Genomic DNA, 22902 nt, shown 5'->3' with positions numbered 1-22902 from the left:
TTGTTATAGTTTGTTAACGGTGAGGCGTCTGCGTTCTTTAAAAACTAAGCCCTGAAAATCAGGGCTTAGTGGTGATGCTTAAGGTAGTAGGCGTTCCGAAGCAAAGAGACTGTGTAGTTCTTCACGGGGGCGTACTAGATGTGCAGTCTTGCCATCCACAATAATTTCGGCTGCACGTGGTCTGGTGTTGTAGTTGCTAGCCATGGTGAATCCGTACGCACCTGCTGACATAATTGCCAATAGATCGTGCTGTTCTAAAGCCAGTTTGCGGCCACGGGCTAACCAGTCACCGCTTTCGCAGATAGGGCCAACAATGTCGTATTCCAAGGCTGTAGTGCCGTCTTGGCGAGGGCGTACAGCTTCTACATCGTGCCACGCATCGTAGAGTGTGGGGCGAATAAGATCATTCATGGCCGCATCAACGATAGCGAAATTTTTGGCTTCTGAGGGTTTCAGGTATTCCACTTTGGTCAGCAACACACCGGCGTTACCTACCATAGAGCGGCCAGGTTCCAGCACCAACTGCAAGTGAGACAAGCCACGAGCATCCAGTGCTTTGAAGACTTCTGTCAGCAGCATGGTTGGGGTAGCAGGCGTTTCGTCGGTGTAACGAATGCCCAAGCCGCCGCCCAAATCAAGGTGAGACAACTGCACGCCTTGCTGTGACAAGGTGTCAATCAGGTTCAGCAGTTTATCCAGCGCATCCAAGTAGGGACTGATCTCAGTGATTTGAGAGCCGATGTGGCAGTCCACACCAACGATTTTTAGTTGTGGATGTTGTTTTGCCAGCGCGTAGACGTCAGGCGCATCTTCGATAGCAATACCGAATTTGTTGTCTTTCAGGCCTGTGGAAATGTACGGGTGGGTGTGGGCGTCTACATCAGGGTTCACGCGCAGCGAGATGGGCGCTACACAATTTCTATCCGCAGCGATTTGCGCAATGTGCAGCAATTCATTTTTGGATTCCACGTTGAAGCATTTGATCTGTGCATCCAGAGCTGCTTCAATTTCCCACCGCTGTTTGCCTACGCCAGAAAACACCACTTTGCGTGGGTCGCCACCGGCAGCGATCACGCGCGCCAATTCACCGCCAGACACAATATCAAAGCCTGCGCCGTGGTTAGCCAGTTCGCGCAGAATGGCCAAGTTGGAGTTGGCTTTCATGCCATAGCACACTAATACATCACGGCCCTGTTTAGCCTTTTCATAGCTGTCCCAAGCGTCTTTCAACGCTTGTCGCGAATAGACATATAAAGGAGTGCCGTGCTCTTTGGCTAAGTCTTCCAGAGAGCATTGTTCGGCATGCAGTACGCCATTATGAAATTGAAAATTCGGAGCTACGGTCATGATGGTAAATAGAGGTCATGAAAAAAAGCAGGGGGCTGATCCGGTCACCGGGTCAGGCAATAGGTGCAGCGTTAGTGTTGACGCTAGACGCTGCAGCTTGTTCGGGTAAAACGAGGGGGCCTTTATAGCCACAACCTCCAAGTACAACACTTGCTCCTACTAACAGGATAAGAGCCGTACGTTTAGGTGAGAATTTTGGCTGCATGGTGGTGTTATGAGCTGTTTTAAGCTTTAAGTTTGAAGTATGACAGCCTATGTGTAGACGTCAAACCTCCAGACAACAATGGTGCCATAAGGCACCATTGTGTGTTGTTAATTACGGTCTAGCAAACGTTTGCGGACTATCGTCATAAACGTTGTCATCGTTTTGCAGACCTTGTAGCAATGAGTTGATGCCATCGTCAGGAACATCGGAAACGAAATTATCCATGGCGCTAGGCAAGCCCACGCGTTCAATGGCTACCCCAGATGGGAACTCACTGTAGTAGTAATCCCCATTGGTTTTAGTCAGACCGCTAGGCATTGGGCCTAATGGTTTGTTGGGTTTACCAGCCAGTGCTTCGCGCATGAAGTTGATCCAGATAGGCATAGAAACACCGCCTCCTGTCTCGCCTGAGCCCAGTGATTGCGGACGGTCAAAGCCCATCCATGCAATGCTGACTAGGTCTGGTGTATAGCCAGCAAACCACGCATCCAACGAGTTGTTGGTTGTACCGGTTTTACCGCCAATGTCATTACGTTTCAGCGTTGCTGAAGCACGAGCACCTGTACCCGATGTAGCTACGCCACGCAGCATGTCGTTCATGACATATGCAGTACGTGGGTCTATAACCTGTGCTTTGGAATCACCGGCGACTACCGGTTTGGCGCGCATGATGACTTGGTCATTGCTGTCGGTCACGTAATCAATCAGGTAAGGCTGTACTTTGTAGCCGCCGTTCGCGAATACTGAGTATGCACCCGCCAATTGCAATGGCGTTACGCTACCTGCACCCAATGCCAACGGCAATACGGCAGGGTTACGTTCACGATCAAAGCCAAAGCGGGTGATGTAATCTTGAACATATTGTGGGCCAACCGCTTGCATGATGCGGATGGAAACCATGTTTTTGGATTTGTACAAACCTTGACGCATAGTCAGCATAGGTTCGTAACGACCACCATAGTTTTTAGGATTCCATGCTCTGGAGCCCGTTTGTTCTTTGGTCAATTGGAACGGGGTATCAGCAATTTGAGTAGCAGGAGTTAAGCCTTTTTCCAGTGATGATGCATAGATAAAGGGCTTAAATGCGGAGCCAGGCTGACGCCATGCTTGGGTGACACGGTTGAACTTACCATCGGCAAAGTGGAAACCACCCACCATGGCTTGAATCGCACCGTCTTGAGGGCGAATAGCGACCAGCGCTGCTTGTACAGCAGGCATATTCACGACTTCCCAAGACTCAGGGTTCTTGAACAGGTACACCACAGAACCACGGCTTAGGCGTTGGCCTTCGCTGGCATTAGGTGCCAATGCTCGCGCCACAATACCCAATGCACGTTTGTCGGTAATGTCGATGATGTTATCGGCACTACGGGCGACAGTCAGTTTGGTTGGACTAGCTGACAACACCACACCTGTCAGCAGATCGCCGGTGTCAGGGTAGTTGCGTTGTACGTCGTCCAGAATATCATTCAGTGCATCAGCATCTTGCTCAATACCTTCTGCCAAGCTGACTTGACCTTCAGGGCCTGGGAAAGGCTTTCTGCGGGTGTAGTTCAGAATGCCGTCACGTACGCTGAGGTAAGCGGCTTCTTGGTCTTTGGAATTGATGGTGGTGTAGATGTTGAAACCACGGCTGTAAATATTGTCTTGGTACACGTTGTACAGCAGTTGGCGTGCCAATTCAGCGGCGTATTCACCGTGAATCGCGTAGCCACCCGCAGGTGTGCCTAGAGCAGAGCGGATTTCAATTTTCTGTGCACGTGCCGTTTCGTATTCGTCTTGCGTGATGTAACCCAAATCAAGCATACGACGCAGCACACCCTGTTGTTGACGGGTAGATTCGGCGAAGTTGGTGATTGGGTTGTAGCGAGAAGGCGCACGCTGGATGCCGGCCAACATGGCGGCTTCAGCCAGTGTGACTTCTGTCAGACTTTTGCCGAAGTATGTGCGTGATGCAGCAGGGAAACCGTAGGAACGATGACCCAGATAAATCTGGTTCATGTACAGATCTAGAATCTGATCTTTGGTCAGCGTGGCTTCAATCTTGAACGTCAGCAGCAGTTCGTAGAACTTACGTGTGTACGTTTTCTCGGAAGACAGATAGAAGTTACGCGCCAGCTGCATGGTGATGGTACTTGCGCCCTGTGACTTGCGCATGTTGACCATGTTCATGATCGCGGCACGAGCAACCCCGCGCAGATCAATACCACCGTGCTGATAGAAACGATCGTCTTCAGCAGCCAGCAAAGCAGATTTCATGACGTCGGGGATTTCGTTGAACGGCATAACATTACGCCGTTCTTCACCGAACTCACCAATCAACACCTTGTCTGCGGTATAAATGCGCAAGGGGATACGAGGACGATAATCTGTCATGGCTGTAAGGTCAGGCAGGTTAGGCCATGCCAAGGCGAGCGCTAGCACAACCAGCAGCACGCCACTGACGGCCAAGCCAGTCAGTACCACGATAGATTTCACGATGAACCGGCGTAGCCAGGATCCGGAACGTTTAGTAGAAGTTTGGGCGGAAGAACTCATTGCGGGTGATTTTTAGGCCCTAGGAACAGAATGTAGAGCGTGTGTACCAGTTTACTGTGTTAACAGACGCCATAAAACTCGGATAGTGTACTTTTTTTTGGGTGCGCTAATGGGATAATACACAAATGACAGACTCTTTACCCACAGAACTCATGCAAATTGACCCTTTACCCCCGTTGGGGGAAAGAGAACTGCAACATTTACGGCAACCCGATCAACGCCCCATTTTTCTGGTCGGTATGATGGGTGCTGGTAAAACAACTATAGGCAAACAACTGGCACGCAGCCTGAATCGCAGTTTCACAGATTTGGATCACGAACTGGAAGCACGCTGCGGAGTACGCATCGCAGATATCTTTGACATAGAAGGTGAAGAAGGGTTCCGCAGACGTGAAGCAGCGGCCTTAGATGCTTGCACTCGGTTACCAGGTATTGTGTTGGCAACGGGCGGGGGGGCCATTTTGTTGCCTGAAAACCGCAATTTTCTGAAACAGCGTGGCTTGGTTGTGTATTTGCGAGCAAGCGCAGAAGAACTATTCAAACGCGTCGCCAAAGATAAAAGTCGTCCCTTGTTGCAAACCGCGAATCCACGTCAACGTTTGGCAGAGCTATTAGCTAAACGCGAACCTATGTACGCAGAAGTGGCAGACATTGTGTTCGACACTGGAAGTGCACCCATCTCTACTGCTGTGCGCGATTTGGCGGCTGAATTACTGAATAAATGTGAGGTTAAACAATGAGAGTAGTATCGGTGCAGACGCCTGGCGGCTCTTACCCCATACATATTGCGGCGGGGCGTTTAGCCAAGTTGGCAGACAGCATTCCTGCGGATGTGACCCGTATTGCGTTGATCAGCAACCCTACCGTGATGGGGTTGTACGGTGAGCAAGTGCTGGAAGCGTTGAACCAAACCGGTAAACCAGTGCTGGAAGTGTCTATTCCTGACGGCGAAGCGTACAAAGATTGGAATACGCTAAATAGTATTTTTGACCGCTTGTTGGGTGAGCGACTGGATCGCAAAGCGCTAATCGTTGCATTGGGCGGTGGCGTGGTGGGTGATATTGCTGGTTTTGCTGCTGCATGCTTTATGCGTGGCATCCGCTTTATCCAAGTGCCTACCACCTTGCTGGCACAGGTAGATTCTTCAGTGGGCGGTAAAACTGCCGTGAATCACCCCTTGGGTAAAAACATGATTGGTGCGTTCTATCAGCCTATTGCGGTTGAAGTAGACATCAATGTGCTGCAAAGCCTGCCAGACCGTGAAATTTCTGCGGGATTGGCAGAGGTGATCAAGTATGGCCTAATTGTAGATGAAGGCTTTTTCCAATGGTGCGAGCAAAACGTGGAAGCGCTGGTTAAGCGTGACCCCGAAGCACTGGCTTATGCGGTGCAGCGTTCTTGCGAAGTGAAGGCCGAAGTGGTCTCTGCTGATGAGCGTGAATCAGGGCTACGTGCGTTGCTAAATCTGGGTCATACCTTTGGGCATGCGATTGAAGCAGGGTTGGGCTATGGTAAGTGGCTGCACGGCGAAGCAGTAGGTTGCGGCATGATTATGGCTGCTGAGTTGTCGGTGGCATGTTGCGGCTTTCCTGCAGAAAAAGTGCAGCGAGTGCGTGAACTGGTGAAGAACATTGGTTGCCCAACTGTTCCACCGTCTTGGCCTGCTGAGCGCTGGATTGAGTTGATGGGTATAGACAAAAAAGCCGAAGGTGGGCAACTGCGCTTTGTGCTGATGTCCGACATTGGTAAGAGTCATGTACAGGCCGTAGCGCCAGAGAAAGTGGCAGCGGTCTTGGAAGGTTTCAAATAACCGATAAATAAGGGGATCGTTATGGTGTCACTGGCCGTTTATGCATGTTTTCCAGAACATAGCCGAGGTAGACGCCACCCAGAAGAGAGTCCGGAACGGCGTAATGAGTTTCAACGAGACCGAGACCGTATCATCCATTGCCAAGCGTTTAGGCGGCTGGAGTACAAAACGCAGGTTTTCATTAATCATGAAGGTGACCTGTTCCGTACCCGCCTGACGCACAGCATTGAAGTCGCACAAATTGCCCGTTCGCTGGCAAGAAACCTACAGGTGCATGAAGACCTCGTAGAAGCGATTTCTCTGGCGCACGATCTGGGGCACACCCCTTTCGGGCATGCAGGCCAAGAAGAGCTTAACGCCTGCATGCGCGAGCTAGTACCCCAAGCAGGTGGCTTTGAACACAACCTGCAAAGCCTACGTATTGTCGACACCTTAGAAGAGCGCTATGCAGCGTTTGATGGTCTGAATCTGTGTTTTGAAACCCGTGAAGGTATTTTGAAGCACTGTAATTTGCGCCATGCCCATTTGTTGGGTGACGTAGGTGAACGCTTCTTGCTGCGCAGACAGCCTTCCCTAGAGGCACAGTTGACCAATCTGGCCGACGAAATTGCCTACAACAATCATGATATTGATGATGGTTTGCGCTCAAAACTGATTACGTTAGAACAGCTGTGCGAAGTGCCTATTTTCTTCCAGCACTATGTGGCCGCGCGCCAAATGTACCCTGCTGTGTCACAAAAGCGGTTGGTGGCTGAAACCATACGCACGATGATTAATACCTTTGTGCAAGATTTGACGCTCACCACTCAGCAAAATCTGGATATGGCTAGACCGGGTAGCGTGGATGAATTACGCCAAGCAGGGAAAATGGCGGCGTTTTCAATGGAAATGCGTGTAGAAGCTGACCATTTGAAGAAATTCTTGCGCGAAAACCTCTATCGTCACCCACAAGTGCTGCGCATGATGAGCAAAGCGCGTCGCATTATTCGTGAGTTATTTGTGGCGTATATGGAAGATCCACGCTTGCTGACAGCAGAGCACCGACGCGAAAGCCCACAAGCACAAGCGCGTGCGATTGCAGACTACATTGCTGGCATGACAGACCGCTACGCGATCCGTGAACACCAGCAACTGTTCCACATGTAATGGGTAGTTAGGCAGGCACTGTGAGTAGTGTCTGCAAATAACGTCCAGTATGGCTTTCGGGGGTGGAGGCAATCACCTCAGGCGTGCCTTGTGCGACGATCTGACCGCCTGCAGCACCGCCTTCTGGCCCCATATCAATAACCCAATCAGCCGTTTTGATGACGTCCAGATTGTGCTCAATAATCACCACTGTGTTGCCCGCATCCACCAGCTTATTCAACACATCCAGCAGCAGCGCGATATCTTGGAAGTGCAGACCAGTCGTGGGCTCATCCAAGATGTAGAAGGTACGGCCTGTACTGCGTCGGGATAATTCCAGCGCTAGTTTCACCCGCTGAGCCTCACCGCCAGATAGGGTGGTCGCGCTTTGACCTAAACGCAGGTACGACAGCCCCACATCCATCAAGGTTTCCAGTTTGCGTGCAATGGCAGGCACGGCACCAAAGAAGGTCAGCGCTTGATCAACAGTTAGGTCTAGCACTTCGCTGATGCTCTTGCCGCGGTATTGAATGTCCAAGGTTTCGCGGTTGTAGCGTTTACCGTGACAAATATCGCAAGGTACGTAGATATCTGGCAGAAAGTGCATTTCTACCTTCATCACGCCATCGCCCTGACATGCTTCACAGCGACCACCTTTGACGTTAAATGAGAAACGGCCTGGGTCGTAGCCACGGGCACGCGCTTCAGGCACACCTGCAAACAGTTCACGGATAGTGGTGAATAAACCGGTGTAGGTGGCGGGGTTGCTACGTGGCGTACGACCAATAGGGCTTTGGTCTACGTTAATCACTTTGTCGAAGTGCTCCAGCCCTTCTAAGCTTAGGTAAGGTGCTGGTTCCGTTTGTGCACGGTGATAATGCTGTGATAGAGCCGTCGCCAACGTATCGTTGATCAGGGTAGATTTACCCGACCCAGACACGCCACTGATACATACAAACCGGCCGGCAGGAATATGCAGGTCTACCGATTTTAGGTTGTTGCCACTGGCACCGCGCAACACCAACTCAGGCATATCGGGTGTGACCGGACGGCGCGCAGGGATGGCAATGCGTTTTTGGCCGCTCAAGTATTGTCCGGTGAGGGATTTAGGCGACTGCAAAATAACGTCTGGCGTGCCGGCTGCGACAATATGACCACCGTGCTCACCGGCACCGGGGCCCATATCCACGATAAAGTCAGCTTGGCGGATCATGTCTTCGTCATGCTCCACCACAATTACGCTATTACCCAGATCACGCAAACGTTTGAGGGTATCAATCAGGCGGTCGTTGTCGCGTTGGTGCAAGCCTATAGAGGGTTCATCTAGCACATACATCACACCAGTTAGGCCAGAACCTATTTGGCTGGCAAGGCGAATACGTTGTGACTCACCGCCAGAAATGGTGTCGGCACTGCGGTCTAGCGACAGGTAATTCAGCCCCACGTTATTGAGGAACTGCAGTCGCGCCAGAATCTCTTGCACAATGCGTTCGGCGATTTCTTTTTTCGCGCCACTCAATTGCAACGCACCAAACCAGTGCTGGCAGTCGGCCAACGACATGGCTTCTACTTCGTAGATGGCACGCGGGTCATTTTCGCCTAGCAACACGTTACGTGCTTCGGTGCGTAGACGGGAGCCATGGCAAGAGGGGCACTGTTGAGTGCGACGCAGCTTAGATAGCTCTTCACGTACAGCAGGCGAGTCAGTTTCGCGCCAGCGGCGTTCTAAATTCGGGATTACACCTTCAAACGCATGGCGTTTTACGGTAGTTTTGCCTTTCTCGTTTAAGTACAAGAAGGCGATTTCTTCGTTGTTTGACCCGTACAAAATGCACTGGCGTATGGCTTCAGGTAGTTCTTCGAACGGTGTGTCTAGGTCGAAGTCATAGTGAGCCGCTAGGCTAGTCAGCAGCGTGTGGGTAAAGGCATTACGTTTATCCCAGCCGCTGATGGCACCGCTTGCCAAGCTTAGGTCAGGAAACGCGACCACGCGTTGGGGGTCAAAAAAGTCCACCAAACCTAAACCGCTGCAATCTGGGCAGGCACCAGCTGGGTTGTTGAAGCTGAACAGACGTGGTTCTAACTCGCTTAGCTGGTAATCGCACAGTGGGCAAGCGTAGTGATTGCTGAACAGTAGCTCGTCCGAGGTATCCAGATTCAGTACGGTAACGCGGCCTTGGGATAGCTCTAACGCGGTATCAAAACTTTCAGCTAAACGCTGTGCACTGTCAGGTTTGACGCGCAAGCGGTCTACCACCACTTCGACCAGAGCAGAACTATCCGGGGCTGGCGCTTGAATGTCTTCAATGGCACCCATTTCACCGTTTACACGCAAACGCACAAAACCTTGGGCTTGCAGAGCACGACGTTGTTGTTCGAATTCGTCATGCGTCGCACGCAATACCGGAGCCAAAATCGCAATACGAGTTTCTTCAGGCAAAGCCAGTGTTTGGTCCACCATTTGGCTGACATTTTGCATTTGCAGCGGCAAGTGGTGTTCTGGGCAATGAGGAGTGCCCGTACGAGCGTACAATAGGCGCAAATAATCGTGTATTTCGGTCGTGGTACCAACCGTAGAACGCGGATTGTGCCCTGCCGCTTTTTGTTCAATGGAAATAGCGGGGGATAAGCCTTCAATCAAATCAACATCAGGCTTGTCCATCAGTTGTAGAAATTGTCTGGCGTAGGCCGACAAACTTTCTACATAGCGTCGCTGGCCCTCCGCATACAACGTATCAAATGCCAAGGAAGACTTGCCTGAGCCGGACAAACCGGTAATTACCACCAATTCATGGCGGGGCAAATCTACTGACAGGTTTTTGAGGTTATGCGTGCGCGCACCCCGGATACGTATTGCGTCCATCGTCGTGGGTATAGGGCTTTAAAAAGGGTAACTTGTTACTATAGCCTGTTAGGCCATTTTTGTGCCAAAAGTCTGGCATAGCACTGCACAAAGAAGTGTAAGAATAGAGTGTTGCATGAGTCATACAGAAAATAAAAAAATAGGTAGTCGCCCTGAGCGCTTGAGTTTGACCCCACAGGAACGTCGTACCAGCACCATGTTGGCATGGTTGTTTGCGACACGCATGTTGGGTCTGTTCTTGCTGACCCCGGTGTTTGCCGTGGCGGCAAGCAGTTTGGTGGGTGGGCACGATGCCATGAAAGTGGGGATGGCCTTGGGGGCGTATGGGCTGACACAAGCCATTATGCAAATCCCGTTAGGTATGGCATCGGATCGTTTTGGTCGCCGGCCCGTAATAGTGGCAGGTATGCTGCTGTTTATCGTGGGGGGCATAGTCTGTGCGCTGTCTGACAGCGTAGACGGCATTATTGTGGGTAGGGTGTTGCAAGGTCTGGGTGCGGTGTCTGCCGCGATTACAGCCTGGGTAGCCGATGCGACACGCCCCGAGGTACGTACTCGAGCCATGGCGATGGTGGGGGCGTCTATAGGGTTGTCCTTTGCTCTGTCGCTAGTGTTGTCGCCTGTGTTGGTAGGGCAGTTCGGGCTATCAGGCTTGTTCTGGGCGATCAGTATCTTGGGCTTTATCTGTATGTTGCTGGCGGCCTTTGTGGTGCCAGCGGCCGAGCAAGTTATCCCGGTACTGCAATCCGCCAAAGCCAGCGATGTGCTGTCAGACCGTAACCTACTGCGCCTGAACTACGGTGTGTTTGTCTTGCACGCTATCTTGATGATGATGTTTATGGTGGTACCAGGTTTGCTGGAGCAGACAGGCGGCTTACAGACAGCAACGTTGTGGAAAGTGTATTTACCGGTGATTCTGGTATCTTTCCTGTTTATGGTGCCGGTGGTGTTTTACACTGAAACGCGTAAGTGCCATCAAGCTATTCTGATGAAGATGGTGCTGTTACTAGCGTTGGTATTGTTAGTCATGCCCGTGGTGATCCACAACTTCTGGGGGCTGATGGCATTACTGGTGCTGTTTTTTGTCGCATTTAACGTGTTGGAAGCATTGCAACCTTCGTTGGTGTCGCGTCAGGCACCGGCTGAATACAAAGGGTTGGCGCTAGGCTTTTACAACATGTCGCAATCGTTGGGCGTATTTGGTGGTGGTGTAATGGGCGGTATATTAGCTGCCCAACAAGGCCCTCAAATCGTATTGTGGTTAGGCGCCGCATTGGCCATTTCGTGGTTGGTGCTGGGGCGTGGTCTGCAAACACCAGACTAAATAACAGATAGCAGGCCGCACGACTATGGCCATCCGTAAATATGTGGGGTGGCGTAGTCTAAGTGGGGACGATCGTAGATAATACGGGTTATAGATTTTTTGAACAGGATACAGTCATGGCATCGGTAAACAAGGTAATTTTGGTGGGCAACTTGGGTCGTGATCCCGAAGTACGTTATGGCGCAGAAGGCAATGCCATTTGCAACATCTCTATTGCCACTACCTCCAACTGGAAAGATCGCAACAGCGGCGAACGTCGTGAGGAAACCGAATGGCACCGCGTAGTGTTCTACAACCGCTTGGCTGAAATCGCTGGCGAGTACCTGAAAAAAGGTAGATCGGTTTACGTAGAAGGCCGCCTGCGTACACGTAAATGGCAAGGCCAAGACGGTAAAGACAACTACACCACTGAAATCATCGCTGACCAAATGCAAATGCTGGGTGGCCGTGATGGTGGTGGCGATGCTGATTTCGGCGGTGGCGATTACAGCGCACCCCGTGCACCACAACAACAGCAACAACGTGCAGCGGCTCCTCAACAAGCCCCACGTCAGCAGCAAGCTGCTAATCCATACCAAGCGCCTGTGGATAACTTGGCCGATATGGATGACGATATTCCTTTTTAAGGTTTCGTCACTATCACGCAGTACACAAAGCCCAGCCGATTATTCGCGCTGGGTTTTTCTTGTGCCTCACAACATGCGCTAGCCGTAGCGTGCACTCAAAATTTACGCAGAAGTTACGATCAGAAAAAAGGGGGCTGATTACTATTTGTGCATGGCAATTTCGCCATTCTGAAGCGAAAAGAACATGCGCCTTACATTTTCTAAAAAACGAGTAGGCATTATCGCAGGTTGCGGTGGTGTCTTTGTCGTTGTGCTACCGGTTAACGGGCATGCACAGGCGACTCAATGCCCATCACTGATGTTACGTAGTGGGGGCAGATCATGACTGAATTTCTTCTGGTATTTGCCTTAGCCATTTTATTGGGTTGGCCGCTAGGTCGGTATTTGGCGGCGGTGATGCGTGGGGAACCAATGCGTAGCGATGCGCTGTTTAGTTGGTTAGAGCGCCCCTTGTACGCGTTGATAGGTACGAATCCCAAGCAAGGGATGAGCTGGCGTGGTTACGCCGGTGCGTTCTTGTTCAGTAATGTGGTGCTAGCCATCATTGTGTGGGTCATGTTGATGACGCAAGCGTGGTTACCGTTGAATCCGAATGATGCGCCCAATATGAGCTGGGATTTGGCACTGCACACCATGGTTTCCTTCTTAACCAATACCAACCAACAACACTATGCGGGTCAGGCACAGCTTTCGTACTTGAGCCACATGATGGGCATTATTGCGTTGCAGGTGATCACGCCCATGATGGGGCTTGCCTTAGTGGCGGCTACATTGCGTGGGCTGTTTGGCGGGCGTAATGCCAAAACACGTCAAGCGGAAGAGCACAGCCATGAGCCTGTGGATGTGGGTAATTACTGGGCTGACGTGATTCGCCCTACCTTCCGTTTCATGTTGCCGCTGTGTTTGGTGTGGTCGGTATTGCTGACCAGTCAGGGCGTACCAGCGACCTTTGATGGTGGGCCAGTAGTCGCGCCGGTAGATAGCATCGTAGAAATGACAGAGCAGAAGATTCCACTGGGTCCGGTGGCGCCTATGGTGGCTATCAAACAGTTGGGTACTAACGGTGGTGGGTGGTATGGCCCAAACAGCACGGTGCCGCTAGAGAACCCTACACCGCTTTCTAATTTCCTCGAGACATTGGCATTAATTTTGGTGCCGGTATCAGTGGTGTTCATGATTGGCCCTTTTACTGGCCGTAGGAAGTTTGCTGCTTTTGTGTTTGGGACGATGTTGTTGATGTCGCTTGTGTCAGCGGGTGCGGCACTTTGGTCCGAGGGTTACTCATCCACCAGTACCGATATAGCGTTGATGGAAGGTAAAGAGGTGCGGTTGGGCGCAGAGCCTTCAGCGTTGTGGACGGCATTGACCACACAGACCTCAAACGGCTCAGTGAACTCTATGCATGACTCGGTGGCTCCGCTGACCGGCTTGGTGGCTCTGAGTGACATGCTGATTAACTCAATTTGGGGTGGCATTGGTAGCGGTCTACAGCAGTTCCTCGTGTATTTGATGCTAGGCGTGTTTCTGGCTGGGCTGATGACGGGACGTACTCCTGAACTCTTCGGACGCAAGATTGAGGCACCTGAAATTAAGTTGCTCGGTGTATTGCTACTGTGGCATCCCTTGGTGTTATTAACACTGACTGCCGTGACACTGTCGTTCCCCAGTTTGGCGGGTACGACCAACCCTGGCTTTCACGCTATTAGCCAAGTGTTTTACGAGTATGTGTCTGCCTTTGCCAATAACGGTTCTGGGTTTGAAGGCTTAAGCGATGGCTCAGTGTGGTGGAACACAACCTGCAGTTTCATGCTGGCAGCAGGGCGTTATCCGGCTTTTATTATTCCTTTGGCCATTGCTGCAATGTTGGCACGTAAACGTCAGTCGCCAGAAAGTAGCGGCAGCCTGCAAATCGAAACACCTACGTTCTCGCTGACCTTGGTGGCTGTGATTGTGGTGCTGACATTGCTGCAATTTATGCCCGTGTTAGTGCTTGGCCCTGTGGCTGACCATTTGACTCTGATCGCTCGCTGAGGATTACATCATGAGCAATACAACATCCCAACAACACGCTAGCACTGCGTCGTCAACGCACACATTGCAGGGCTTTTTCTCTACGTTAGTGGCGGCGTTTATGAAGTTGGCCCCGCATTACATTATTCAAAATCCGGTGATGGCGGTGGTATGGCTAGGCACAGTACTGACTGCCGTGGCCACCATGGCAGGCTGGGCACAGTCTAGTTTTGGCTGGTCGGTAACACTGATTTTATTGGTGACGGTGCTATGCGGTAATTATGCCGAGGCCGTCGCTGAGTCTAGGGGGCGGGGGCAGGCCGCATCATTGCGTCGTACACGTCAGAACTTGATGGCAAGAAAAGTCAATGCATCTGGCAGTGAGCAGCTCATTCCTGCCTCTGAGTTGCATGCCGGTGATTTTGTTGTCGTGGAAGCAGGGCAGCAGATCCCCGCCGATGGTGAGGTGATCGAGGGTTTGGCAACGGTGAATGAAGCGGCGGTGACAGGTGAGTCGGCACCGGTATTGCGCGAAGCCGGTACGGATCGTTCAGGGGTGATAGGCGGTACCAAAGTGCTGTCAGATCGCATTGTCGTGCGTATCACAGCTGAACCTGGTCATAGTTTCCTAGACCGGATGATTGCGTTGGTTGAAGGCGCCAATAGACAAAAAACGCCTAACGAAGTGGCGTTGGGTTTGCTGTTGGGGGTGATGACCATCACTTTCTTGATTGTCGTGACTACCTTACCGTTTATTGGTGCGTTCGTAGGTATAGAGATCAATATCGTGTTGCTGGTCGCGCTGCTGGTGTGCTTGATTCCTACTACCATCGGTGGCTTGTTGCCTGCTATTGGGATTGCGGGGATGAATCGTGCCTTGCAGGCCAATGTATTGGCGAAATCCGGTAAAGCGGTAGAGGTGGCAGGCGATGTGGACGTACTGTTATTGGATAAAACCGGCACTATCACCTATGGCGATAGGCAAGCCACGGCCTTTCATCCGTTATCGGGCGTGGGTATTTCGCAGTTGAGCCATGCCGCGTTAATGGCTTCTTTGGCTGACCCTACCCCAGAAGGGAAGTCTATCGTTCAGTTGGCGCAAGGCGAAAACGGCGAGCAGATGAAACCCGTAGATGCGACTTTCGTTCCTTTTTCGGCGCAGTCTAGGATGTCGGGTGTGGACCTGCCTAATGGTCACATTATTCGTAAGGGGGCTATTGATGCCATTACTCAACACGTGCGGCAATTGGGTGGTGCCATTACGTCTGAACTAGAGGAAAAAGTCACCAAAGTGGCACGTAAAGGGGCAACCCCACTCGTGGTTTGTGACGGTAAGTTTGTGCTGGGCGTCATAGAGCTATCGGACGTGATCAAACACGGTATTAAGGAACGATTCGCTCGCTTGCGTGAGATGGGTATTAAAACGGTGATGATCACCGGAGATAACCCACTGACGGCGGCCAGCATCGCTGCAGAAGCAGGGGTGGATGATTACATTGCCGAGGCCAGACCAGAAGACAAATTAGCACGCATACGAGCCGAGCAAGCGGGTGGACGTTTAGTAGCGATGGTGGGTGATGGCACCAATGATGCTCCTGCCTTGGCGCAAGCTGATATAGGGCTAGCCATGAACTCGGGTACTCAGGCGGCCAAAGAGGCCGGCAATATGGTGGATTTAGATAGTGACCCTACGAAGCTGTTGTCGGTGGTTGAAATTGGTAAGCAGCAGCTCATTACACGGGGTGCATTGACCACCTTTTCGCTGGCAAATGACATCTCCAAGTATTTTGCGATTTTGCCAGCGCTATTTGCTGCCGCCATTCCGCAAATGGCCGTACTGAATGTCATGAATTTAGCCAGCCCAACCAGTGCCATATTGTCGGCGCTGATTTTTAATGCGCTGATCATTCCGTTGTTGATTCCGTTGGCCTTACGAGGAGTGCGTTTTAAACCATCCAGTGCGACGCAACTGTTGCGCAACAATATGCTGGTGTATGGCGTGGGTGGTGTGGTGTTGCCGTTTATTGCGATTAAGGCAATTGACGTGGCGATTACGTATTTGTTTGCGGTGTAAGGGGTAGAGTATGTTGAGTAACAACACATCAGTAGTAGCAGATACACAGCAGTCGCTGCCGCCCTCTGATAAAGGGGTAGTACGTGGTGCACTCGGTTTAGCTGCCATTGCGTTGGTAGGCGTTGGTTTGATCTATCCACTGGCTGCTGTGGGTGTGGGGCAACTTGCATTTCCTGACACGGCAAACGGCAGTTTGGTGATGCAAGGCGGGAAGATAGTGGGCTCATCGCTAGTGGCGCAGCCCTTTGTGGATGCGCGTTATTTCCAGTCCCGGGCATCGGCCGCAGAATATGACACGATGGCGCTGTCTGGGAGTAATCTAGCTCGTACAAACCCAGAGTTAAGACAACGCATTGCTGAGACAACCACAGCAGTTGCACAGCGGGAAGGTGTGGATCCAGCCTTGATACCCAGTGATATGGTGACGCAATCCGGTGGAGGTATTGATCCGCACATTAGTCCGTTGTCGGCGGCAATACAGGTCAAGCGTGTGGCCCAAGCGCGTGGTGTTGAACCTAGTGTGGTTGAGGCGTTGGTTGCGCAGCATACCGCCGGTAAGCAATTGGGTGTGTTGGGGCAACCGCGCGTTAATGTGTTGGAACTGAATGTGGCCTTGGATGCGCTGTCGCACTAGTGCTGACAACCTAAAAGCCCGTATTTCAAACGTCGTATTGTGAGGACTAGCCTTGTTATGGGAACAGAACAGGCCGATGCCATTCTAGGAGAGCTTCAACGGCAGCATGCCGGGCGCTTGACCGTTTTTCTGGGGGCGGCGCCTGGTGTGGGTAAAACCTATGCCATGTTGTTGCGTGCGCATGAGCTGCACCGCCAAGGCGTGGATGTGACCATAGGCATCGTCGAGACGCATGGGCGTAGCGAGACTCAAGCCATGACCGAGGGGCTGCCTCTATTGCCGCGTCAGACAGTGGAGTACCAAGGGCGACAGCTAGAAGAGATGGACCTAGACGGGATTCTCAGCCGTAAGCCCGCCATTGTTCTGGTGGATGAACTGGCCCATCGCAACGCACCCGGTAGTCGTCACGAAAGACGGTGGCAGGATGTGGTGGAACTGCTGGATGCGGGCATTGATGTATACACCACGGTAAATATTCAGCACTTGGAAAGTGTGAATGATGTGGTGCATCAAATCACCGGTATACGTGTGAGTGAAACCGTGCCCGATGCCGTATTTGATAGGCTGCGTGACATACGGCTCATCGACTTGCCTGCGCAAGAACTGATTGAACGGCTGAATCAGGGCAAAGTGTATTTGCCTGAGCAAGCGGCACAGGCATTACAAGCCTTTTTCTCACCAGCCAACCTGACTGCACTGCGCGAGTTGGCGATGCAAACTGTTGCTGAGTATGTGGATGCAGACCTGCGTGAGAAAAGAGCAGCCCGAGGTTTAGAGGGCGTCTCTATCCAATGTCAGGTGTTGATCGCTATTGATGGTCGTGGGCAATCGGAATATTTGGTTAGGGCAGGGGCACGAATTGCTGAGCGTCGCGGGGTGCCGTGGGCAGTGGTGACAGTGGAAACCGGTCGCTCGGCAGATGCGTCTACAACTCACGCGCGTATGGCGTCTATGTTTAGTAAACGTATGTACATAGAGCGGCAGCGGCTACTAGAAATTGATAAAGCCTTTGCTTTGGCGCGTAGCTTGGGAGGCGAAGCTGAGGTACTGCACAACACCGATGTGACGCAGGCGTTGTTGGATATGGCCGCCACACGCGGCGTGAAATCTATAGTGATTGGGCGTACCCGCGAGCGACCTATTGCACGTATGTTTAATCGCACGTTAACGCAGCAATTGTTGCTGCGTGGTGCGCATTACGAACTGACCATCGTGAGTACGCCGTTAGTACGTCAACGGGAATCGCAGTGGTCAGATTTGAGCCAAGCGGAGTTTCCCAAGCAAGAGTTGGGGCTTATTCTGCTAGCCAGCGTGGGGGCGATTGCCACTGCAGCTGTGGCAGAACGGGTATTGGGATTGCAAGACCTATCCATGGTCTTTCTGGTGGCGGTAATGCTGGTCGCGTCGCGTGCCCGTATGACCTCATCGGTGATTACCGCCGTATTGTGTTTTCTGGCGTATAACTTTTTCTTTATAGAGCCGCGTTACACCTTGTTGATCAGTGCGCATCGTGGGTTGGTATCGGTATTGCTGTTTTTAGCCGCGGCGTTGATTGCAGGGCGGTTGGCCTCTAGATTACGTATGCAGGTTATGGCGCTGCGCGCGGCGAATGCACATGCTACAGCGATGCAAAGCTTAGGGCGTAAACTCGCTAAAGCGGCTGATCTGGGGCAGGTTATTGCGGCAGGCACATCTGTGTTGCAGACCTCACTGCATGTGCAAGCGTGGATGCGTATTCAAACAGAATATGGCCCTAAAACGCCAGTGGGACAGTTGTCAGAGAAAGACATGATGGCGGCAGACTGGACGCAACAACATGGCCAAGCCAGTGGACGGTACACCGATACCCTGACGCAATCTGCATGGTGGTTTCTGCCTATACGTTCCAGTGAACTTAGTTTGGGTGTGATCGCGCTGAAGTTTCCTGCCGAGATGGAACGCTTGTCGTTTGAACAGCGACGCCTAGCTGAAAGTATGGCGGACGATATTGCGCAGGCAGCACTTCGTACACGGTTGGTGTCTGAGCTAGAGGTGGCGAGAGTCACCGGCGAAACGGAGCGCTTGCGTTCAGCCTTACTGTCCAGCGTTTCTCATGATCTACGCTCACCGCTATCTTCCATGATTGGTGCAGCGGATAGCTTGACCCGCTATGGCAAAGACATGAGTGCAGAAGATCGTAGCAGTTTGCTGGAAACCATTAGTGTAGAAGGCGAACGCTTAGATCGTTATATTCAGAATTTGTTGGATATGACGCGATTGGGGCAACATGGCCTGTCGCTAACTCGAGATTGGATAGGTGTTGATGAGTTGGTGGGTTCTGCGGTGCATAGGCTGCAGCGTTACGAACCCAAGGTACTCGTGACTACGCACATTGATGCCAGTGTGGGCTTCATTCACGTACACCCTGCGTTAATTGAGCAGGCCATCTTTAATGTGATGGAGAATGCCGCAAAGTTCTCACCAGAAGGTGTGGCCATCAACGTGAGTGTCGCCTTGGTAGATGACAAAACCGTCCAAATTGATGTGTCAGACCAAGGTCCCGGCATTCCCGAGGATGAGCGTAGTCGCATTTTTGATATGTTTTATAGCGTAGAGCGTGGCGACCGAGGGCAACAAGGTACAGGACTTGGGCTAACCATTGTGCAGGGCATAGTGGGTGCACACATGGGTAAAGTGGAAGCCTTGTTAGGGCCAAATGAGCGAGGCACATGCATACGCTTAAGTCTGCCCGTCGGGGAACGACCACCCAGCAATGAATTTGAGGATGACTAATATGTTGGATTCTGCACCTGCTGCACGCGTGCTGATTATTGATGACGAGCCGCATATACGCAAACTCATTGATATCAGCTTACGCTCTCAGGGTTATGCAACGCTACTAGCTGAAAATGGTCATGAAGGCTTAAGTCTATTAGCCGGTAAGGGTGCCGACATCGTAGTGCTAGATTTAGGGCTTCCTGATAAAGACGGGCAAGAGGTGCTGCGAGAGTTACGGCAATGGTCACGTGTTCCGGTAATTATTTTGACCGTCCGCTCTGATGAAACAGAAAAGGTCGCGCTATTGGATGCTGGTGCCAATGATTATGTGACTAAGCCATTTGGTATTGAAGAACTCATGGCACGTATACGTGCCTTTCTACGAGTGGCAGAGATACGCAGCCCTACAGGGCCGATCTATGACGATGGTAACTTGCATATTGATGTGAGCCAGCGAGATGTGCGCATTCAGGGGGATAGCGTTCCACTCACACGTAAAGAATTTGCGTTGCTGGTGCTATTGGTTGAGCAGGCGGGCAGGTTGGTTGCTCAACCGCAAATCCTCAAAGAGCTTTGGGGGCCTACCCATGAAGAAGATGCCCACTATTTGCGCATCTTAGTAGGAAAACTTAGGCATAAATTGGGTGATGACGCCGCTAATCCTCGCTACATTATGACGGAACCGGGTGTGGGGCTGAGGTTTATAGGAAAGTGAACCGCCATTCTGCACATGGTAGAATTTTGCTCTTTAGTGGCTAAAAAAACGATTATTCAGGGCGGAAGAGAATCATGGCTTTATCCAAGAAGCTGGTCGTCGCAACGTTAATTGGGGCGTTGGGCGTATCGGGTTGTGCCAACATGGGCGAGTGGGGAAGCAAACAAACATGGGGCACAGTGATTGGTACGGTGGGCGGTGCATTATTAGGTAGCCAGATTGGCGGTGGTAGCGGGCGCACCATCGCTATTATTTTGGGTGCGTTGGCGGGTGGTGCATTGGGTAACTGGATTGGTGACAACCTTGATGAGCGCGATCGCGAGGCCTTAGCCGCCAGCACGCAGCAATCGTTAGAAACGGGTAGAGCCGTAAATTGGGAATCCGATCACAGTGGTGCATCAGCGGTGATTCGTCCGGTGTCCAGCAAAACTGTGACACAGGAAGCGCAGGTGAAACGTGCGCCGGTGATTGCTAAAGCCGAAAATCTGACGGTGTTGAACCAGTCTTACCATGCCCTGCGTTCGGTGAACTTGCGCGCAGCACCTGATACGAATGCAGAAAAAGTAGGTGGTTTCCAAGCAGGCCAAACCTTTACTGCCTTAGGCAAAACGCCGAACAACTGGATTGCAGTAGGCCGCAAAGGTGTATTGGTGGGCTACGTACACGCGCCGTTGACTGCACCCGTGACGGTAGCTAAGGCCGATCAAGCCACTGATCTGGATAGCATTACCGTGGCACAAGCCGGTCAGCAGGGTTTTGATTTGGATACGTTTGAGCCCGCTAGCCCTGTGACGGAAACAGTAGCGGTACAAACTACATGCCGCACCATGAGCTACGAGTTGAAAACCGAGAAGGGCACCGAGAATAAAACTGTGGATGCATGCCAGTCCGTTGATGGCGCTTGGCAGATAGGATAATCATGTTCAAACAACGATTGATTAGCGCTGCCATCGTGGCAGTGGGGGCGGGGCTGTATGCAGCTAGTGCAGCCGCCGAAGATTTCCGGTTGGCGTACTCTAAAGCTGAAGATATTGAGATCTTTGTAGAGAATGCGTCGGCCGATAATTGGTGCAAACCAGAACTGGCATTACGTGCTGTGTACGGTGCATCCGGTGATACTGTTGCCTTGGGGCGCTTGTTGCCTAAGCTAGGGGCACTGTTTGCCCAGCAATGTCCGCAAGCACAAAGCGCGACGTGGCGTGCAGTAAATAGCCAAGGCACACAAGTGGCTGATGGTATTAGCCAAGGTGCGACGGGTTGGGCGTTGTTGGTGCAAACGCCAGAAGCGTCTGTTGCACAAGCGGTGCAGGCAGCTGCGCCTGAGACTGAGGTTGCGGAAGCTCCCGCTGCTGCTCCTGAGATTCAACCCGAGGTTAGACCCGCGATTGTTGAGTCTGAGCCTGTAGAAATCAACAAAGACAAAGCCGCAGCCACACCCGCTAAGGCAGACACCAAGCCTGAGGCACCCGCTACAGCGGCGACGGTTGAAAAAACAGAGCCTGAAACTGCAGCAGACACTGTCGTAGAAGCAGAAGTTGTAGTCGCCCCAACAGTGGGTTTAGCTGAGTTTGCAGTGGGCGATTGGGCAGTACCTAATGCAGCGCAACGTGCTGAGCTGTCTGCTTTCTTGAGCACCTTGAAAGACCAGAATGGCTGCAAGTTAGTGTCCCAGTTTGATTTGGGTACGGATGCGGCGTATTTGAATCTGGTGATTGAAGGCGTGAGCTGCAGTGCTGAGGGTTATGCACAAGGCAAAGGTAGACTGACGCTAGAGCGTTCCGACGGCGCACAAATTATGCGCACGGGCGATCTGTGGTTCAGCAACGGTTTGATTTTCAATAAGCCAGTACAAGGGCTGAAGCCAGCAGATTTGGTGGCATTCAACGGTAACAATACCGGTTGGTTTGGTTTTGCTAGCGATGCAGACACTGGTAGTCATTACTTGTTGAAAGCGTCGCTGGGACAGTTCCGCGGTGGTATTGGTGCATGGCAAGTTGGGCCTGAAGTGGCAGTGTTAACGCCCAAAACGGAATCTTTCCGTCAGGCCGCTCAAATTCGCCAAGAAGTAGATAAAGCGCTAGAGAGCTTGGCGTTGATTATGCCTACAGCAACCGATGTGCGTTTGGTGTTTAGCGACATGCCGCAAGGGATATGGAATAACAATGCGTCGGAGTTGTTGTACAGCGTGAGTGCATCGCGTCGCTATAACTACCGTACTGGTCAGCCTCAAGGCGATTGGCAGTACAACCTGCAGCATGCACAAAACTACTTGTTCCAACGTGAAGCACGCGCTGCTGAGCAGAAGCGTTACGAGGAAGAGCGTTTAGAGCGCGAGCGCCAGAATCAACTGCGTCAGCAAGCTCGGGTAGAACGCAATAACCTGAGCAATTACCAGCGCCTGCAAGAACGTGTAGAGGCCGGTGGTAAGGACGCGTTGCTGCCTATGCTGGAAGAAGACATACAGTACAGAGCCGCTTCAGGCGCAAATGCCTATGCACGTTTGGTAGCCGGGCAAGCGGATGATTTCGCGCGCATTGTGCGCGTAGATGGCTCTAAGAAAGATGATGCGACTGTAGATTGGCCGTACCCCATGCGCCTAGTTGGGCAGTCTGATTTGAAGAAAGGCTGGTACTGGGTTAAGGGTACACGTTCTTTGGACTCCAGTATTTTGGATGACGAAGACTTGCCGATGACAATGGTGCAACTGGGTGCTGCGGGGGCTCAACAGTGTGAGAAAGAGGGTTGTGCCGAGTTGTTAGAACCATTAGCGGTGATGCGTATGCAGTTGGGTGATCCAGACTGGACGCCAGAAGCAGCACAAGCCGTGATAGACAGCGCGCCCGAAGGTGGCGGCCTTTTTTGGTAAGGGATGAA

Annotated in this window: 16 protein-coding genes; 12 read left to right on the top strand and 4 right to left on the bottom strand. The window is 51.9% G+C overall.

Annotated elements, in window-relative coordinates:
* Nucleotides 1-78 precede the first annotated feature (78 nt).
* From lysA to AC3QL0_RS16355, 3 genes are all read right to left on the bottom strand, one after another.
* Nucleotides 79-1347 (bottom strand): diaminopimelate decarboxylase, encoded by a 1269-nt coding sequence (lysA, locus tag AC3QL0_RS16365; protein ID WP_493009429.1) that lies wholly within the window; start codon nucleotides 1345-1347, stop codon nucleotides 79-81.
* A 52-nt stretch (nucleotides 1348-1399) separates the two neighbouring features.
* Nucleotides 1400-1552, bottom strand: coding sequence for an LPS translocon maturation chaperone LptM (lptM, locus tag AC3QL0_RS16360; protein WP_493009428.1), 153 nt, complete (start codon nucleotides 1550-1552; stop codon nucleotides 1400-1402).
* A 111-nt stretch (nucleotides 1553-1663) separates the two neighbouring features.
* Nucleotides 1664-4090 (bottom strand): penicillin-binding protein 1A, encoded by a 2427-nt coding sequence (locus tag AC3QL0_RS16355; RefSeq protein WP_493009427.1) that lies wholly within the window; start codon nucleotides 4088-4090, stop codon nucleotides 1664-1666.
* Nucleotides 4091-4215: 125 nt separating this feature from the next.
* Here AC3QL0_RS16355 and AC3QL0_RS16350 point away from each other — a divergent pair, with 125 nt between their 5' ends.
* From AC3QL0_RS16350 to AC3QL0_RS16340, 3 genes are read left to right on the top strand one after another with little or no spacing between them, the layout of a single operon-like run.
* Nucleotides 4216-4830: a shikimate kinase gene (locus AC3QL0_RS16350; RefSeq protein ID WP_135861538.1), complete on the top strand. Its 615-nt coding sequence runs from the start codon at nucleotides 4216-4218 to the stop codon at nucleotides 4828-4830.
* A complete protein-coding gene (gene aroB, locus AC3QL0_RS16345; RefSeq protein WP_493009426.1) occupies nucleotides 4827-5900 on the top strand; it encodes a 3-dehydroquinate synthase in 1074 nt (357 codons plus the stop codon). Before AC3QL0_RS16350 ends, aroB begins: the two co-directional genes overlap by 4 nt.
* A 3-nt stretch (nucleotides 5901-5903) precedes the next feature.
* Nucleotides 5904-7046 (top strand): deoxyguanosinetriphosphate triphosphohydrolase, encoded by a 1143-nt coding sequence (locus AC3QL0_RS16340; RefSeq protein ID WP_493011016.1) that lies wholly within the window; start codon nucleotides 5904-5906, stop codon nucleotides 7044-7046.
* Nucleotides 7047-7053: 7 nt separating this feature from the next.
* Here the strand turns inward: AC3QL0_RS16340 and uvrA are convergent, their stop codons facing one another.
* Nucleotides 7054-9888 (bottom strand): excinuclease ABC subunit UvrA, encoded by a 2835-nt coding sequence (gene uvrA / locus AC3QL0_RS16335; protein WP_493009425.1) that lies wholly within the window; start codon nucleotides 9886-9888, stop codon nucleotides 7054-7056.
* Between the two features lie 115 nt (nucleotides 9889-10003).
* Between uvrA and AC3QL0_RS16330 the strand changes: the two genes are divergently transcribed.
* From AC3QL0_RS16330 to AC3QL0_RS16290, 9 genes are all read left to right on the top strand, one after another.
* Nucleotides 10004-11212, top strand: a complete 1209-nt coding sequence (locus AC3QL0_RS16330; protein WP_493009424.1) for an MFS transporter — start codon at nucleotides 10004-10006, stop codon at nucleotides 11210-11212.
* A gap of 116 nt (nucleotides 11213-11328) precedes the next feature.
* Entirely contained in the window at nucleotides 11329-11838 is a 510-nt protein-coding gene (gene ssb / locus AC3QL0_RS16325; RefSeq protein WP_430221353.1) for a single-stranded DNA-binding protein, read from the top strand.
* Nucleotides 11839-12159: 321 nt separating this feature from the next.
* Nucleotides 12160-13869 (top strand): potassium-transporting ATPase subunit KdpA, encoded by a 1710-nt coding sequence (kdpA, locus tag AC3QL0_RS16320; protein WP_493009423.1) that lies wholly within the window; start codon nucleotides 12160-12162, stop codon nucleotides 13867-13869.
* A gap of 10 nt (nucleotides 13870-13879) precedes the next feature.
* On the top strand, nucleotides 13880-15922 hold the full coding sequence (gene kdpB, locus AC3QL0_RS16315) for a potassium-transporting ATPase subunit KdpB (RefSeq protein ID WP_493009422.1): 2043 nt from the start codon (nucleotides 13880-13882) through the stop codon (nucleotides 15920-15922).
* A 10-nt stretch (nucleotides 15923-15932) separates the two neighbouring features.
* The gene (gene kdpC / locus AC3QL0_RS16310; protein ID WP_493009421.1) at nucleotides 15933-16556 is read left to right on the top strand and encodes a potassium-transporting ATPase subunit KdpC; all 624 of its coding nucleotides are present in this window, start codon (nucleotides 15933-15935) and stop codon (nucleotides 16554-16556) included.
* Nucleotides 16557-16613: 57 nt separating this feature from the next.
* A complete protein-coding gene (locus AC3QL0_RS16305) occupies nucleotides 16614-19328 on the top strand; it encodes an ATP-binding protein (RefSeq protein WP_493009420.1) in 2715 nt (904 codons plus the stop codon).
* A 1-nt stretch (nucleotide 19329) separates the two neighbouring features.
* Nucleotides 19330-20028, top strand: a complete 699-nt coding sequence (locus tag AC3QL0_RS16300) for a response regulator (RefSeq protein ID WP_493009419.1) — start codon at nucleotides 19330-19332, stop codon at nucleotides 20026-20028.
* A gap of 74 nt (nucleotides 20029-20102) precedes the next feature.
* Entirely contained in the window at nucleotides 20103-20945 is an 843-nt protein-coding gene (locus AC3QL0_RS16295; protein ID WP_493009418.1) for an SH3 domain-containing protein, read from the top strand.
* 2 nt (nucleotides 20946-20947) lie between these two features.
* Nucleotides 20948-22894 carry a hypothetical protein gene (locus AC3QL0_RS16290; protein ID WP_493009417.1) on the top strand — a complete coding sequence of 649 codons (1947 nt, stop codon included), beginning with the start codon at nucleotides 20948-20950 and terminating at the stop codon, nucleotides 22892-22894.
* Nucleotides 22895-22902: the final 8 nt, after the last annotated feature.

Source organism: Paenalcaligenes sp. GW821-LYS-B07-1 (assembly GCF_058803365.1).
Note: the sequence above shows the minus strand (reverse complement) of the source record. Positions and strands in the feature narration are given on the sequence as shown.